Raw genomic sequence first — 14,299 nt, 5'->3', positions numbered from 1 at the left:
TGGCGCGCCAGAGACTCAGGCGCGCCGGACGGCCGCTTCGAGGAGGCCGCGGCAGATGGCGCCGAGGTCCTTGCCCGCGGCCTCCACGGCCATCGGCAGCAGGGACGTCTCGGTCATCCCCGGAGCCACGTTGACCTCCAGGAAGTGCGGCCGGCCGAGCGCGTCGACGATCAGGTCGGTGCGGGAGAGATCCCGCAGGCCGAGCGCGGTGTGCGCGGTGACGGCCAGCTCCGAGCACGCCTCCGCCACCTCGGGCCGGAGCCGCGCCGGAGCGAAGAACTCGGTGTGCCCGGCGGTGTAGCGGGCGGAGTAGTCGTAGACGCCCTCGTCGGCGACGATCTCGACGGGCGGCAGCGCCACAGGCCCGTCCCCGAGGTCGATCACCGAGACCGCGACCTCCACGCCCTCGATGTACTGCTCGACCAGCGCGGTGTCCCCGTAGGCGAAGCAGCCGACCATGGCGGCGGGAAGCTCCTCGGCCTTGCGGACGATGGAACCCCCGAGGGCCGACCCGCCGCGTGACGGCTTGACGAAGAGCGGGAGCCCGAGCCTGTCGATGATGCGCGCCAGCACGGCCGACGCTCCGAGGTCGTGGAAGGTCTCCTTGGGCAGTACGACCGCCTCGGGCGTGCGAACCCCGACAGAACGGACCATCGTCTTTGCGACCGGTTTGTCGTAGGCGATGCGGCAGGCCGCGGGCGCCGCCCCCACATACGGAAGGGAGAGCAGCTCCAGCACCGAGCGGATGGCGCCGTCCTCTCCGCTGCCACCGTGCAGGGTCACGAAGACCACGTCGGGCGGGTCGGCGAGGACGGAGGGCACCAGGCTCGCGTCGGTGTCGCGCGCCTCCACGTCGATCCCGGCGGCACGCAGCACCTCGGTCACGCGGCGACCTGAGCGGAGGGAGACCTCACGCTCGTAGGACAGTCCGCCTGCCAGCACCAGCACGTGGCCGAGATCGCTCATCAAGAACCCTTCTTGCTTCGTGGGACCGGAAAGCGCCCCGCCGGTCGGGCGGGGCGCCTGCCGTACGTCGTCTTCAGGCTAGGTCGGGACCGGGTGTGTCCACGCCGCCGTGGGCGCGCATCGAGCCGGTGCCGAACGTGTCGCGCAGCATCAGCTCCTGCTGGACCACGCCCGCGAGGCGGCGGACGCCCTCGCGGATGCGGTCGGGCTCCGGGTAGCAGTAGGACAGGCGCATGTTCCGCGCGCCCGACCCGTCGGCGTAGAACCCGGTGCCGGGCACGAAGGCGACCCTCTCGGCCACGGCTCGTGGCAGGATCGCCTTGGAGTCGAGCTCCTCGGGCAGTGTCATCCACACGAAGAAGCCGCCGGCGGGCCGTGTCCAGGAGCAGCCGGGCGGCATGAGCGCCTCCAGCGAGCCGAGCATGGCGTCACGACGCTCGCGGTAGAGCTCGCGGAACGACTTGATCTGCTCTCTCCACGGCTGAGTCGCGAGGTACTGCCCGACGGCGAGCTGCGAGAAGCTCGAATGCGACAGCACGGCGGACTCCATCGCCAGCACCAGCTTGTCCCTGACGGCGTGCGGTGCGAGGGCCCAGCCGACGCGGAATCCCGGCGCCAGCGTCTTGGAGAACGACCCGAGATAGACCACCCCATCGGGGTCGTCCGCCCGTAATGCCCGCATCGGGTCGCCGTCGAAGCCCAGCAGGCCGTACGGATTGTCCTCCACGACGAGCACGTCGGCTCGCTGGCAGATGTCCAGCACCTGGTGGCGGCGGTCCGCGCTGAGGGTGACCCCGGCCGGGTTCTGGAAGCTCGGAACGGTGTAGAGGAACTTGACGCGGCGGCCGGAACGCGTCACCGACTCGATGGTCTCCGCGAGCGCCTCGGGGACGAGCCCCTGGTCGTCCATGGCGATGTGCACCACGGACGCCTGGTAGGCGGCGAAAGTGCCGAGTGCCCCGACGTAGGAGGGGCCCTCGGCGAGGACGACGTCGCCCGGGTCGATGAAGATCCTGGTGACCAGGTCGAGGGCCTGCTGGGAGCCGACGGTCACCACGACGTCGTCCGCGCCGGCGTCGATGCCCTCCAGGCGCATGACCTCGCAGATCTGCTCGCGCAGGTGCGGGTCACCCTGGCCGGAGCCGTACTGGAGGGCGACCGTGCCGCGCCGGGCGACGATGTCGGCGACGAGCTCGCCGACGGTGTCGAGGGGAAGGGCCGTGACGTACGGCATGCCGCCGGCGAGCGAGACCACCTCGGGCCTCGAAGCGACGGCGAAAAGAGCTCGGATCTCGGAGGCCACCATGCCGGTTGCCCGTGCGGCGTACCGATCGATGTAGGCGTCGATGCGCGACCCTTGGGCCGCGTTCCTCCGACCGTGATCCTGCTCTTCCGTCACGGTCCACCTCCTAGGCATAGCCGAGCTAGGTCATTGCGGAAAGACCAGAGTACGGCAGAGCGCGCCGGAACCTTCCCCGATTTATCACTTGAAGGGTCTTTTCTGGGCATACCAGCCCATTCCTCGCCACGCCCGGGGATCGGGCTTTCACGGCTTCTGGCCTGCTAGAAGGCATCACGGCACGACAGGCCAGGAGGTTCGATGACCAGGACCGCCGTACTCCGCTTTCACTCGGCTACCATGCCAGTTTGGAGACGCCGTAATTCGTGCGCTTTTCCGCCATGACTCGCGTTCGTCTCGCAAGGATTGGGGGCCCCGGGGTGTCGCGTCGGCTGGTGAATGTCACGCTGGACAACCTTGACGATCTACCACGCCGCTGCAGGCGGTGTGTCTTCTGGGAGCTCGATCCCGTCAGCGGGGAGCGCGCCCAGATGGTGGGTGATCCAGGGCTCGAAAAGGAGGCCTGGATCTCGGCGACCCTGCTCGAATGGGGGAGTTGCGGCAAGATCTGCTACGTAGACGGGGTACCGGCCGGCTTCGTCCTGTACGCGCCGCCGCTCTACGTGCCCCGGTCGGTGGCGTTCCCGACCTCGCCGGTGAGCGCGGACGCCGTGCTGCTGATGACCGCCCACATCATCCCGGAGTTCTCCGGCGGAGGGCTCGGGCGCATGCTGATCCAGGGAGTGGCGAAGGACCTCACCCGGCGTGGCGTCCGGGCCATCGAGGCGTTCGGCGACCTCAAGTGGGAGCAGCCGGGCTGCGTCCTGCCCGCCGACTATCTGCTCGCGGTCGGTTTCAAGACCGTTCGTCCTCACCCGCGCTTTCCCAGGCTCCGCCTGGAGCTGAAGACGGCGGCCTCGTGGCGTGAGGACGTCGAGGTGGCTCTGGAGCGGCTGCTGGGCTCCATGTCCCCCGAACGGGCGCTTCGCCCCGTCTGAGGCGATCTCAGCCCCTCGGCGGACGGCGGCCGGACCTCACAGAGCCCCCTGCGCCCGTATGCACAGGGGGCTCGGCCGCCCGTAGGAGGCGGAGGTACGGCGCGAGCTCGTACCTCAGGGCGTCTAGATGACGCCGTCGAGCTCGCGGAGCAGCATGGCCTTCGGCTTGGCGCCGATGATCTGCTTCACGACCTCTCCGCCCTTGTAAACGTTCAGCGTCGGAAGCTGGAGCACGCCGTAGTCACGCGGGGTCGCGGGATTCTCGTCGATGTTGATCTTCACGATGGTCAGCTTGTCGGCGTGCTCGGTCGCGATCTCCTGAAGGATCGGCGCGACCTGGCGGCACGGCCCGCACCACTCGGCCCAGAAGTCGACGAGAACGGGCTTGTCGCTATTGAGGACCTCTGCCGCGAAGGTGGCGTCGGTGACTGACTTGATCTCGCCCAAGGTGGTTCTCCCCTTAACTGGTGGCGTGGTCCGAGAGCCAGCGCTCGGCGTCCAGCGACGCCGAGCAGCCGGTGCCCGCGGCGGTGATGGCCTGGCGGTAGGTGTGGTCGACGACGTCGCCGGCCGCGAAGACGCCGTCGATGTTCGTCCTGGTGGTCGGAGTGTCCACCAGGATGTAGCCCTCGTCGTCGAGGTCGAGCTGTCCCTTGAAGAGCTCGCTGCGGGGATCGTGGCCGATCGCGATGAACACGCCGGTCACCGGGAGCTCGGTCTCCTCCCCGGTCTTGAGGTTGCGGATCTTGACGCCGGAGACCTTGGTCTCGCCCAGGACGTCGACGACCTCGCTGTCCCATATGAAACTGATCTTCTCGTTGGCGAAGGCGCGATCCTGCATGATCTTGCTGGCGCGCAGCTCGTCGCGGCGGTGGACCACCGTGACCGACCGGGCGAACCGGCTGAGGAAGGTGGCCTCCTCCATGGCGGTGTCGCCGCCGCCGACGACCACGATGTCCTGGTCGCGGAAGAAGAACCCGTCGCACGTCGCACACCAGGAGACGCCTCGGCCCGAGAGCCGCTTCTCGTTCGGGAGGCCCAGCTCGCGGTATCCCGAGCCGGTGGCGACGACGACCGTCCTCGCCAGGTAGGTCTCCGTGTGGGTCTTGACCACCTTGGGGTTCTGGGTGAGGTCGACCTCGGTGACGTCGTCGGCCAGGAGCTCGGCGCCGAACCGCTCAGCCTGCTTGCGGAAGTTGTCCATCAGCTCGGGGCCGAGGATGCCGTCGGGGAAGCCCGGGAAGTTCTCCACTTCGGTGGTGTTCATGAGCGCGCCACCGGCGGTGACGGAGCCCTCGAACACGAGCGGGCTGAGATCGGCGCGTGCCGCGTAGACCGCGGCCGTATAGCCGGCCGGGCCAGACCCTATGATGATCACATTACGGACGTCGCTCACGCCTCTCGCCTTTCGTGCCCATGGTGGTCGTTCGCTGAGCCGCCTGTGCGCGTCGACACGCCGCTCCGGCTCCTCGTCTCCCTGTTGTTCGATGCAGTGGCGTCAACAGATCCTAGGCGTCCGGGATTCCCTCCACGGCCAAGCGCCTTCCCGGACATGACGAAGTCCCCCGGGATCACCTGCGGGGGACTTCGACGAGATGAATGGAAAGGGCTGTATGCCCAGGTCAGGAGGGCCCTACTGCCAGCGGCCCACGGCAGGCCGCCTCATGTTCTCGCAGTTTCCGTCCACGACGTACACCCAGACGGCGTTGCGGAGACGGTCCTTCCAGAAGGCCATCACCGTGGCCTCGTTGCCCTGGTAGAGGGCCTGGTCGACACCGATCGGCTTGGCGGCGGTCTCTGAGTTGAGCCGCTTCCCGACCCTCTCGGAGATCTTGGTCACGCATCGCGCGACCGCGGGGTCCACGGAGGCGTCGCCTCCCGACCCAGGACCCGTGGCGCCGACGTAGGTCGCCAGAGGGCCGTTGAGCACGTCGCTGGAGTAGTTGAAGCCACTACTGCCGATCACGTAGCGGCGGCTCGCGGTCGTCGGTCCACCATCCGTCGCCCCTGGGCTGGAGGACACGCTTGGCAGGGCCAGGTTTTGACCGGGCCGCACCTCGTCGCCCGAGGCCGAAAGCATGGTCGCCGACACTCCGGCGATCCCGATCACGGCGGCGGCCGCCACGCTCGCCGCCGCGGGCATCGCCCACGAACGGCGCCGCGACGCCTTCCTGCGCCTGGCCGGGACGATCGAGCCGTCGTCGGCCACGACACCCAGCCCCACGATCGCGGGCTCCGGCAGCGATGGCGCTGGTCGTGCCGCCGGCACCACTGGAACGATCGGTGTCGGCGCCGGCCGTGGCGCCGAGGGCGCGGTCTCCCATGGGGAGTCGGCCATGATGCGGTCCCAGTCGGGTGCCTCGTCGAGCCTGAGCCCGCCACCGGCCCGCCTGGTCTCCGCCTCTGCGCCCAGGGCCTTGTCGATGCGGAGCGCGACGCCCATGGGCATCGCGGGAACCGGCATCGCCGCGAGCATCTCGCGTACCGCCGCCAGGTCGGCGAGGCTCTCCCCACAGGGATCGCATACCGCGAGATGCTCGCGGACCCGCACGGCCGTAGCGTCGTCCAGGAGCCCCTCTGCCAGCTCGGCGAGGATCTCCAAGTCGTAGTGCGTATCACCCGTCACGAAGTTCTGCTCCCTTCGCGGATGAGACGCGAGACAGGTCTGATCGGTTCCGCAGATGCGAAAGAATCGGGGCGAGTTTCGCCCGGCCACGCGCGCACCGGCTCTTGATCGTGCCCGTGGGCACCTCAAGCACCTGCGCGGCGTCCTCCACCGAGTAGCCCATCATGTCGACCAGCACCAAGGCTGCTCGCTGGTCGGCGGGAAGGAGCTTGAGCGCGGCCGAGACCTCCATGGAGACGTCTCGCTCACCTGTCTGGTCGGGTATCGGGGTGTCCCGCTCGGCGGCCTCGACGAGCTCGTCGTCGGCTACCGGGCGGATGGACTTGCGGCGCATGCGGTCGAGGCAGGCGTTCACGACGATGCGGTGGAGCCAGGTGGTCACCGCCGCTTCGCCGCGAAAGCTGTCTGCTTTGCGGTAGGCGGAGACGAAGGCGTCCTGAACGGCGTCAGCCGCCTCGTCAGGGTCACCGAGCGTACGCAGCGCCACGGCCCACATGCGATCGCGATGGCGGCGGACGATCTCGCTGAAGGCGTGTGGATCACCGCCGATATGGCTCGTCAGCAGGTCGGCGTCGGACAACGCTGACCGTGCGGCGTGCTGAGCCGCCGGCGGGCTATCGGGAGGAGGGTTCACAACGCGTGTCCTGTTAGGCCGATCCGGGAGAGTGCACGACTACGTCATAGATGGTGCCACGAAACTTCCCCTCAAAGGCCGGAAGGCGCGTAAACCAGATCAAAACGTACTGAGCGCTCGTGGCCTTTTCCGGGGTGAGGGTCACTGTTCCTGAGACATTCTCCTGCTTGGCGGCGGTTTTCAATGAGCTCAGGTCGGGGCTGTCGCCGACCCTGAGCTCGACCGTGGACCCGGGCGTATCACCCAGCGAGACGACCACGTCGGAGATCGTGGTCTGCTTGCCCAGCTCCACAATGAGGCCGACGCCCTTTTTGAGACCGCCGAGTTCGGCGCTCTCGTACTTGTCGGTGTGCCACTCGGTCGAAGGCTTGCCGTCGATGGCCAGGCGGGCGATCTCAGGGTGCTCGGTACGGTCGCTGCCGAGCGGGTCGAAACCGTCGGCCCTCGACGGCTTCACCGTGATGATCTTCGGGGCGGGCGCCTGCGACGCCGAGGAGGACGCCTCGGGCGACGGCGGCCGCTTGCCGAGGCTCTGGCCCAGAGTCCAGGCGCCGATGCCGACCGCGGCGATGACCAGGAGGACCACCACGGTGATCATCGCCCGGTTCGCCATGCCGCCCGAGGGTCGCTGGGCGGCCTGAGACGGAGGGCGATGGGGCACCTGCTGCCGGGGCGGCCTGGTGTGCTCGATGTCCTCGGGCGCCTCGGACCGGAGGCTGAGCGCGGGCGGCATCGCCGACACCGACACCGGAACGGGGGCGGGCCTCGGTACCTCGGCGAGGGCCTCCGCCACGGCGGCGGGGGTCGCGAGCGCGGGCAGCCCGCGCCGGGGCTCCTGCAGCAGGGCCCGGCAGGTGATGGCGTCGAGAAAACCGGGAACACCCGCCGTGACCTGGCGGGGAGTGCAGACCTTGCCGTCGTCGAGCGGGGCCGGCGGGAGGTCGACCTCGCCGTCACCCGGCCAGTGACCGGTCAGCGCGGTGTAGAGCAGGCGGCCGAGGCCCTGGGCGTCCTCACGGGCGGGGTCCTCGCTCTCGATGTCGCAGAGAGAGGCGTCCACGGCCAGGCCGAGAAGCTTGACGGTGCTGCCGGCGGTCCAGATGAGGCGGTCGGGGGTCAGGCAGAGATGGGCCAGCCCAGCCTCGTGAGCGTGGGCGACGGCCTCGGCGGCCTCCGCGACGAGCGCGGCCGCGCGCTCGGGCGCCATCGGCCCCGAGGAGACCATGTCGGTCAGGGTCTCGCCGGTGACCCATTCGCTCACGACGTAGGCCTGCCCGTCCTCCTCGGCGGCGTCGAAGACCTGGGTCAGGCGGGGGTCGGTCAGGCGGCTCGCCCCGCGGGCGGCGGTGACGACCTCGGCCACCCGCTCGAAGTCGGGGGAGAGCGTGAGAACGCAGACGGGCCGCGCGAGCACCTCGTCGATGGCCTTCCACAAGGTGGCGCCACCGGACTCGCTGACGCGGTCTTCCAGGCGGAACCGGTCGGCCAGGCGGCCACCGGGTTCCACGGCCGGGGCGCTCATGTGGCGATCCTCTCCCTGGTCGTGGGCGATGTCCGTGCGAAAACCGCCACGCCCCTCCTGCTCCTTGTCAGCCGGTGGTGCCCGATCTCCACCGTGCACAGGGCACCATGGTAGTCCGGAGCGGGTGCCGCCCGTGTTGCCCTTGGATCACGGGCGAACCGGACTTCCGGGTTACCTATGACTAGCGGCCTACCCGTCCCGCCACAAGTCCAATGATCGAGCTGATTTCGGCGATTCGCAGCCGGTGGGACGCGACCAGGTACATCAGCCCGCCGAGCCCGCCGCCCGCCACCAGCATGATCGTGGAGCTGAGCGGCGACACCCCGGCCAGTTGCTTGGTCGCCCACAGTGCGGCGAGGGCGATGACCGCGGCGGGGATGGCGGCGACGTACATGCGCGACAGGCCGGAGGCGACGACCCTGCCACCGAGCCCGCCGCCCACCTTGCGGCTGGCGAGGGTCCAGGCGACCGCCCCGCCGACCACGTACGCGGCGGTGAAGGCCAGGGCGAGCCCCATGACGATGAGGTGGGGGGGCAGCGTGAGGTACAGGATGAAGCTCAGCAGGGCGTTCACCGCGACGTTGCCCCCCGCGATCAGCGCGGGCGTGCGGGTGTCGCCGAAGCTGTAGAAGACCCGCAGCAGGAGCTGGTAGATCGAGAAGGGGACCAGCGCGAGCCCGAACACCTGGAGCACGTTTCCCATGTTCAGAGCGTCGTCCACCGAGGTGCTGCCGTGGGCGAAGATCAGCACGGTCACCGCAGGGCCCAGCACCATGAGCAGCAGCCCCGACGGCACGATCACCGAGCAGACCAGCCGCACGCCGGAGGCGAACTCCTCACGGATGGCGCCCAGCTCACCCTCGTGTACGTACCGGCTCATCCTCGGGAGCATCGCGGTGATCACCGAGACGGCGATGATGCCGTAGGGGAGCTGGAACAGCTGGAAGGCGTAGCTGTACGACGCGATGCCGGCGACATGGCCGGCCTTCTGCTCGAGCGCCTTGGCGGTGGCACCCGTGGCCAGGTTGGTGGTGACGATGTAGCCGACCTGGTTGAACCCGACGAAGGCGAGCGTCCACACGCCCGCCCTGCCCATCTCGCCGAGCCGCGCGTTGCGCAGGTCGAACCGGGGCACGAACCGGAACCCCACACGGTGTACGGCGACGATGAGGACGATCGACTGGATCACGATGCCGGCCGTGGTGCCGATGCCGAGAAGGGCCAGGTCGGACGATGTGACCGCCTCGATGTCGCCGCCCGCGTGGCTGACGAAGTGGTAGAAGAGGCCGACCGCGATGACCACGAGGTTGTTGAGCACGGGCGCCCACATCGGCGCCGCGAACCGGTCGCGGGTGTTCAAGATGGCGCCGGCGATCGCGCCGATGCCGAAGAACGCGATCTGGGGAAGGATGAAGCGCGCCAGCGTGGTGGCGACCTGGGCGCTGCGGGGATCCAGGTCGGTGGTGAGGAGCGCGATGAGCAGCGGGGCGCACAGCACCCCGAGCACGGCGATGGCCAGCAGCGCCATCGTGGCCACGGTCATCAGCCGCTGCTCGTAGGCCCGGCCGCCGTCGGCGTCGTGCTTCTGCGCCTTGACGATCATCGGGACGATCACACTGCTGAGCACACCTCCGATGAGGAGGTCGAACAGGATGAACGGGATCGTGTAGGCGACGTTGTAGGCGTCGCCCAGGGCCGCGACGCCGATGGCCGACGCGAGCACGGCCGTACGTACGAAGCCGGTCAGGCGGGACACCATGGTGCCCGCGGCCATGACCGCGCTGGCGCGCAACATCCGGCTCATGAAGGCCCCTCTCGATGTTGTGCGGGTTCCGGTACGGCTCGCGGGCCGGTCCGCCCCGGCCTGCGGCCCTTCGCGGAGCGCCGGGCGTGGCGGCGCAGGACGCGCAGCATCACGGCGGCGAGCACCACGGTGAGGGCGGCCCCCACGATCACCAGGACGATCGCGGTGTAACCGGTCATGCGAACGGTCACCTCGACCGGAAGGCCGTAGCGCACGCCGCTCTCGCTGGTGAGCTGCACCTTGACCGTCGTCTGGCCGTCGCCGTTGCCCATCATCGGGATGTCCAGCGACCTGGTCTTGCCCGGGCTGATGGTGACCGGAGACTCGTACGTGCCGATCGTGAGGAGCTTGCGGTTGCCGGACGTGATCTTCACGCCGACCGTGACCTCCTCGTCCTGGAGGTCGTTGCGGATGCTGATCGGGACGATGCCGTTCTTCCCCGCGAGCGTGCGCTGCTCTCCCGTGGAGACGGAGATCGCGTCGGTGCGCTCGCTGACGGCCGAGTCGATCTGCTTGAGCAGCGGGTTCGCGCTGCCCGTGCGGCCACGCCAGGCCGTCGAGGTGAGCCTCAGCAGGGCGGTGTCGAAGACCCTGCGGTGGTCCTTGGTGACGGTGGCGGTGAGCTCCGCGCGGTTGCTGAGCTTCTTGACGTCGCTGATGTAGGACTTGGCGAGCTCGGCCTGCTCGTCCTTGTCGGTGTACACCAGGTCGGTGCGGGGCACGCCGTCCTTCGGCGGCTTGACGGAGCTCAGGGAGACCGGCTTGAGCCACGGCGCGGAGGCCGCAGTCTTCAGCACGGTGGTGACGAAGGCCGGGTCGGGATTCCAGCGGCGGGGCGGCGCGGCGATGACCGAACGCGCCTCCTCCGGCCGTTCGGCGCTGATCATCGCGGTCTCGGCGAGGAACCGCTGGCTGATGAGGGTGGTGGTGCCGGGAGCGGTCGTGCCGGTCGTCGTGAGGAGCTGGCTGAGCACGGGATCGGCGAGCAGCACGTTGACACTGCCCTGGACGGTCGCGAGCGAGGTGGCGGCGTCGGGCGTGTAGGCCGGCGGAGGGCTTGCGGGAAGGGCCGTGGAGGAGAGCAGCACCGTGCGGACGTCGCCTACGGCCAGCACGTCGAGGGCGTCGTGGTCGATCACGCCGCCGACCGGCCAGTTGGTGGCGGTGCCCACCTCCTTGCCGAGCAGGTCGCTCGCGACGGAGGCGCCCTTGTCGATCGCGATGCCCGTGGCGGTGTCGAGCCCCTGGTGGCTCACGGCGGCGACGTCGGGGTCGGCGTACGGGGTGGCGATGACGGGAACCTTGGCGAGCGAGGCGCGCAGCCTCTGCAGCCACTGCGCGACACCCTGGTCGGCGGTCTTCCTCGTCGTGGCCGTGCCCGTCTTGAGGCTGTAGTCCTTGGACATGGCCTGCGCGTCGTCGAGGAGGGCCGGATCGACGAACCAGCTCACGCCCTTGGACGGCGTCTCAGCGATCTTCAGGACCTTGCCCAGGCGCCCGTCGTCGGCGACCGCCTGCCGCAGGCCGTCGTCGACGAAGGTGGCGTCGTCGCCGCGATGCGGCTGGTCGACGATGGGAAGCGCCCAGGCGATCTTGGTGCGGGTGATCGGCTGGTCCTTCGGTGCGTACGGAAGGAACGTGCGCTGGGAGGCCAGCGGCCGGCCCACGCCGTCCACGAGCTCGATCGTCAGGGGGTAGACCCCGAACCGGACCATCCCCAGCGAGGCCGGGGTGACGTTGAACTCCCAGGGGAGCTTGCCCGAGGCGGGGAGCTGGCTCACGTAGACCGTGCTCCGCGAGGAGTCGAGGATCTGGCCGCCGTCGGCGAACGCCTGCATCTCGGTGCGGTTGGCGAACGGCTGTCGCGAGAAGCGCAGCCGGACCGAGACCCCCGCGAAAGCGGTCGCGCCGGTGTTGGTGACCGAACCCGAGATCGAGATGGGTGTGGCCGGCTCGCGGGGCGCCTGCGGTGTTATGGAGTCCACCACTATCTGGGCGTCCTGACGGCTGGAAGCCGGCGCGCTCGTGATCCCCCTCGTCTCCGCGGTACTAGTGGAGGTCGTGCCCACGGGGCCCGTGACGGCCCCCGGGGCGATGGCGGCACTGGCGATGGCCGCCGGGGCGATGAGGAACGCGGCGGTCAGAACGGAGATCAGGGCGGCTCCGCGGGTCACGTGCCGGCCAGGGGTGGAGTTCGGCGCACGCCCAGAATGGTATGGCCTAAAGCAGAGCGGGCGGCGATTCGCAGCGGGGGAGGCCCATCACGGGCCGTACTTCCCGGGAGCCGGGCATCCGCACGGTCCTGTGCCGCGCCGCCTGGAGGTCCACGTACTTCCCCGGGGTGAGTGTGAGCAGGTCAAGGGCCCTCAGCCGCAGGGCCGTACGGCGCTCCCCGGTGGGGGTGTACACCAGGTCGTCGGGGTCATGCGAGTCCGCCAGGCGCTCGTCGATCAGTACGGTGAGTTCATCCGGGAGCAGGAGGGGTGACACCGATGTGGCGGCGTAGTCGGTGGCGGAGTTGACCAGGAAAGCGGGCGCCGGCCGCACCCGCCGCGCGCCGAGCAGCGCGCCGACGGCGCCGGGCCGAGGGGGTGAGGCGACCGTCGTGACCACGGCCACGGGCTCGCGTGAGCTGCGCGTCGTCACCTCGAACACCGTGACCCGGATGCACGAACCAGGCTCGACGCCGAGAATTTCGGGGAGGTCGTCGGCGCACGTCAAGGCGCGCGGAAGCCGTACGATCTCATGGTGGATCTGGTGGGACAGGAGCCGGCGGTGGATCGCGAGGGCGTCTTTCATCTCTCGTGCTCCTTGTCTTGTCCGGGTGCCCCCGACAGATCTGCGACTGACCGTAACCTGGTGATCGCATGGGGCGTGTTCCCGGGCGGGTTACACCAGGGCTAGCGCGGAGATTCTCTTCCGTAACCGAAGGACCTACCCAGCTTGTCCGTCTCAAATCTGAGCGTTAGTCAGCAGAGGGCCGTGATCGACCTATTCCGGCGGATTGCCCCAGTCGCCGATGAGCTCGGCGAGCTGTTCGCCACGCATGGGCACGAGCTCGCCGTCGTCGGCGGGTCGGTCCGCGACGTCTTTCTCGGGCGCATCGGGAACGACCTCGACCTGACCACCGACGCCCGCCCCGAGCGGGTGCTGGAGATGGTCAAGGGATGGGCCGACTCCATCTGGACCATCGGCATCGACTTCGGCACGGTGGGCGTCCGCAAGGGCAGCTGGGTCCTGGAGATCACCACCTACCGCAGCGAGTCGTACGATCCGAAGTCCCGCAAGCCCGAGGTGGTCTACGGCGAGACCCTCGAAGCCGACCTCGAACGACGCGACTTCGCGATCAACGCGATGGCGGTGCGGCTGCCGGGGCACGAGTTCGTCGACCCCTACGGCGGGCTGTCCGACCTCGCCGCGAAGGTCCTGCGCACCCCGGGCACCCCCGAGGCCTCCTTCGACGACGACCCGCTGAGGATGCTGCGGGCGGCGCGCTTCGCCTCCCAGCTCGGCTTCGCCGTCGATCCGCCGGTCGTCGCCGCCATGACCTCGATGGCCGACCGCATCGAGATCGTCTCCGCCGAGCGCATCCGTGACGAGCTCGACAAGCTGATCTGCGGCGAGCACCCGAGGGAAGGCCTGGGCCTGCTGGTGGACACCGGCCTCGCCGCCCATGTGCTGCCCGAACTGCCCAAGCTGCGCCTGGAGATCGACGAGCACCACCGGCACAAGGACGTCTACGAGCACACGCTCATCGTGCTGGAGCAGGCGATCGCGCTGGAGGCGGCCGGCGCCGACCGCGTGCTCCGCTGGGCGGCGCTGCTGCACGACATCGGCAAGCCCAAGACCCGGCGGTTCGAGGAGGCAGGCCGGGTCTCCTTCCACCACCACGAGGTGGTCGGCGCCCAGATGACCAAGAAGCGCCTCGCCGAGCTGCGGTTCCCCAAGGACGTCGTGGCCGACGTCTCGCGCCTGGTCGAGCTGCACCTGCGTTTCCACGGCTACGGCACCGGCGAGTGGACCGACTCGGCCGTGCGCCGCTACGTACGCGACGCCGGGCACCTCGTCGAGCGGCTGCACAAGCTGACCAGGGCCGACTGCACGACCCGCAACAAGCGCAAGGCCCAGGAGCTGTCACGCACCTATGACGACCTGGAGGAGCGCATCGCCCGCCTCGCCGACGAGGAGGAGCTGGCGAAGATGCGGCCCGAGCTCGACGGCAACGAGATCCAGAAGATCCTCGGTGTCGGTCCCGGGCCCGTGGTCGGCAAGGCCTACAAGTTCCTGCTTGAGATGCGCCTCGACGAGGGCGTCGTCGGCAAGGAGGCCGCCACGGCGGCACTGGTGGAGTGGGCGCGCGGCCAGGGCGTCGTCCCCGGCTGAGCCCTTCGCCCGTTCATGGGCCGGCCG

General features: G+C 69.5%; 12 protein-coding genes. 2 read left to right on the top strand and 10 right to left on the bottom strand.

What is annotated here, in order from left to right:
• Window positions 1-15: 15 nt before the first annotated feature.
• Window positions 16-966: a D-alanine--D-alanine ligase gene (locus ACGFIV_RS11945; protein WP_358551211.1), complete on the bottom strand. Its 951-nt coding sequence runs from the start codon at window positions 964-966 to the stop codon at window positions 16-18.
• 73 nt (window positions 967-1,039) lie between these two features.
• Complete coding sequence (locus ACGFIV_RS11940) at window positions 1,040-2,383, bottom strand: PLP-dependent aminotransferase family protein (RefSeq protein ID WP_392834258.1); 1,344 nt, start codon at window positions 2,381-2,383, stop codon at window positions 1,040-1,042.
• A gap of 302 nt (window positions 2,384-2,685) precedes the next feature.
• Here ACGFIV_RS11940 and ACGFIV_RS11935 point away from each other — a divergent pair, with 302 nt between their 5' ends.
• The gene (locus ACGFIV_RS11935) at window positions 2,686-3,303 is read left to right on the top strand and encodes a GNAT family N-acetyltransferase (protein WP_358551213.1); all 618 of its coding nucleotides are present in this window, start codon (window positions 2,686-2,688) and stop codon (window positions 3,301-3,303) included.
• 123 nt (window positions 3,304-3,426) lie between these two features.
• Here ACGFIV_RS11935 and trxA read toward each other — a convergent pair whose 3' ends face one another.
• The 8 genes from trxA to ACGFIV_RS11895 form a co-directional block, all read right to left on the bottom strand.
• Entirely contained in the window at window positions 3,427-3,750 is a 324-nt protein-coding gene (gene trxA / locus ACGFIV_RS11930) for a thioredoxin (RefSeq protein WP_358551215.1), read from the bottom strand.
• A 13-nt stretch (window positions 3,751-3,763) separates the two neighbouring features.
• Window positions 3,764-4,699, bottom strand: coding sequence for a thioredoxin-disulfide reductase (gene trxB, locus ACGFIV_RS11925; protein ID WP_358551217.1), 936 nt, complete (start codon window positions 4,697-4,699; stop codon window positions 3,764-3,766).
• Between the two features lie 237 nt (window positions 4,700-4,936).
• A complete protein-coding gene (locus ACGFIV_RS11920; RefSeq protein ID WP_358551219.1) occupies window positions 4,937-5,929 on the bottom strand; it encodes a zf-HC2 domain-containing protein in 993 nt (330 codons plus the stop codon).
• Entirely contained in the window at window positions 5,919-6,563 is a 645-nt protein-coding gene (gene sigM, locus ACGFIV_RS11915) for an RNA polymerase sigma factor SigM (protein ID WP_358551221.1), read from the bottom strand. Before sigM ends, ACGFIV_RS11920 begins: the two co-directional genes overlap by 11 nt.
• A 13-nt stretch (window positions 6,564-6,576) precedes the next feature.
• Window positions 6,577-8,085, bottom strand: coding sequence for a protein kinase family protein (locus tag ACGFIV_RS11910; protein WP_358551223.1), 1,509 nt, complete (start codon window positions 8,083-8,085; stop codon window positions 6,577-6,579).
• A 181-nt stretch (window positions 8,086-8,266) separates the two neighbouring features.
• Complete coding sequence (murJ, locus tag ACGFIV_RS11905; RefSeq protein ID WP_358551225.1) at window positions 8,267-9,889, bottom strand: murein biosynthesis integral membrane protein MurJ; 1,623 nt, start codon at window positions 9,887-9,889, stop codon at window positions 8,267-8,269.
• Window positions 9,886-12,063: a DUF6049 family protein gene (locus ACGFIV_RS11900; protein WP_358551227.1), complete on the bottom strand. Its 2,178-nt coding sequence runs from the start codon at window positions 12,061-12,063 to the stop codon at window positions 9,886-9,888. Before ACGFIV_RS11900 ends, murJ begins: the two co-directional genes overlap by 4 nt.
• Window positions 12,064-12,109: 46 nt before the next feature.
• The gene (locus ACGFIV_RS11895; protein WP_358551228.1) at window positions 12,110-12,688 is read right to left on the bottom strand and encodes a YbaK/EbsC family protein; all 579 of its coding nucleotides are present in this window, start codon (window positions 12,686-12,688) and stop codon (window positions 12,110-12,112) included.
• Between the two features lie 144 nt (window positions 12,689-12,832).
• Between ACGFIV_RS11895 and ACGFIV_RS11890 the strand changes: the two genes are divergently transcribed.
• The gene (locus tag ACGFIV_RS11890) at window positions 12,833-14,272 is read left to right on the top strand and encodes a CCA tRNA nucleotidyltransferase (RefSeq protein ID WP_392834246.1); all 1,440 of its coding nucleotides are present in this window, start codon (window positions 12,833-12,835) and stop codon (window positions 14,270-14,272) included.
• Window positions 14,273-14,299: the final 27 nt, after the last annotated feature.

Origin of the sequence: Sphaerisporangium sp. NPDC049003 (assembly GCF_043197795.1) — a bacterium.
Classification (GTDB): domain Bacteria; phylum Actinomycetota; class Actinomycetes; order Streptosporangiales; family Streptosporangiaceae; genus Sphaerisporangium.
Note: the sequence above shows the minus strand (reverse complement) of the source record. Positions and strands in the feature narration are given on the sequence as shown.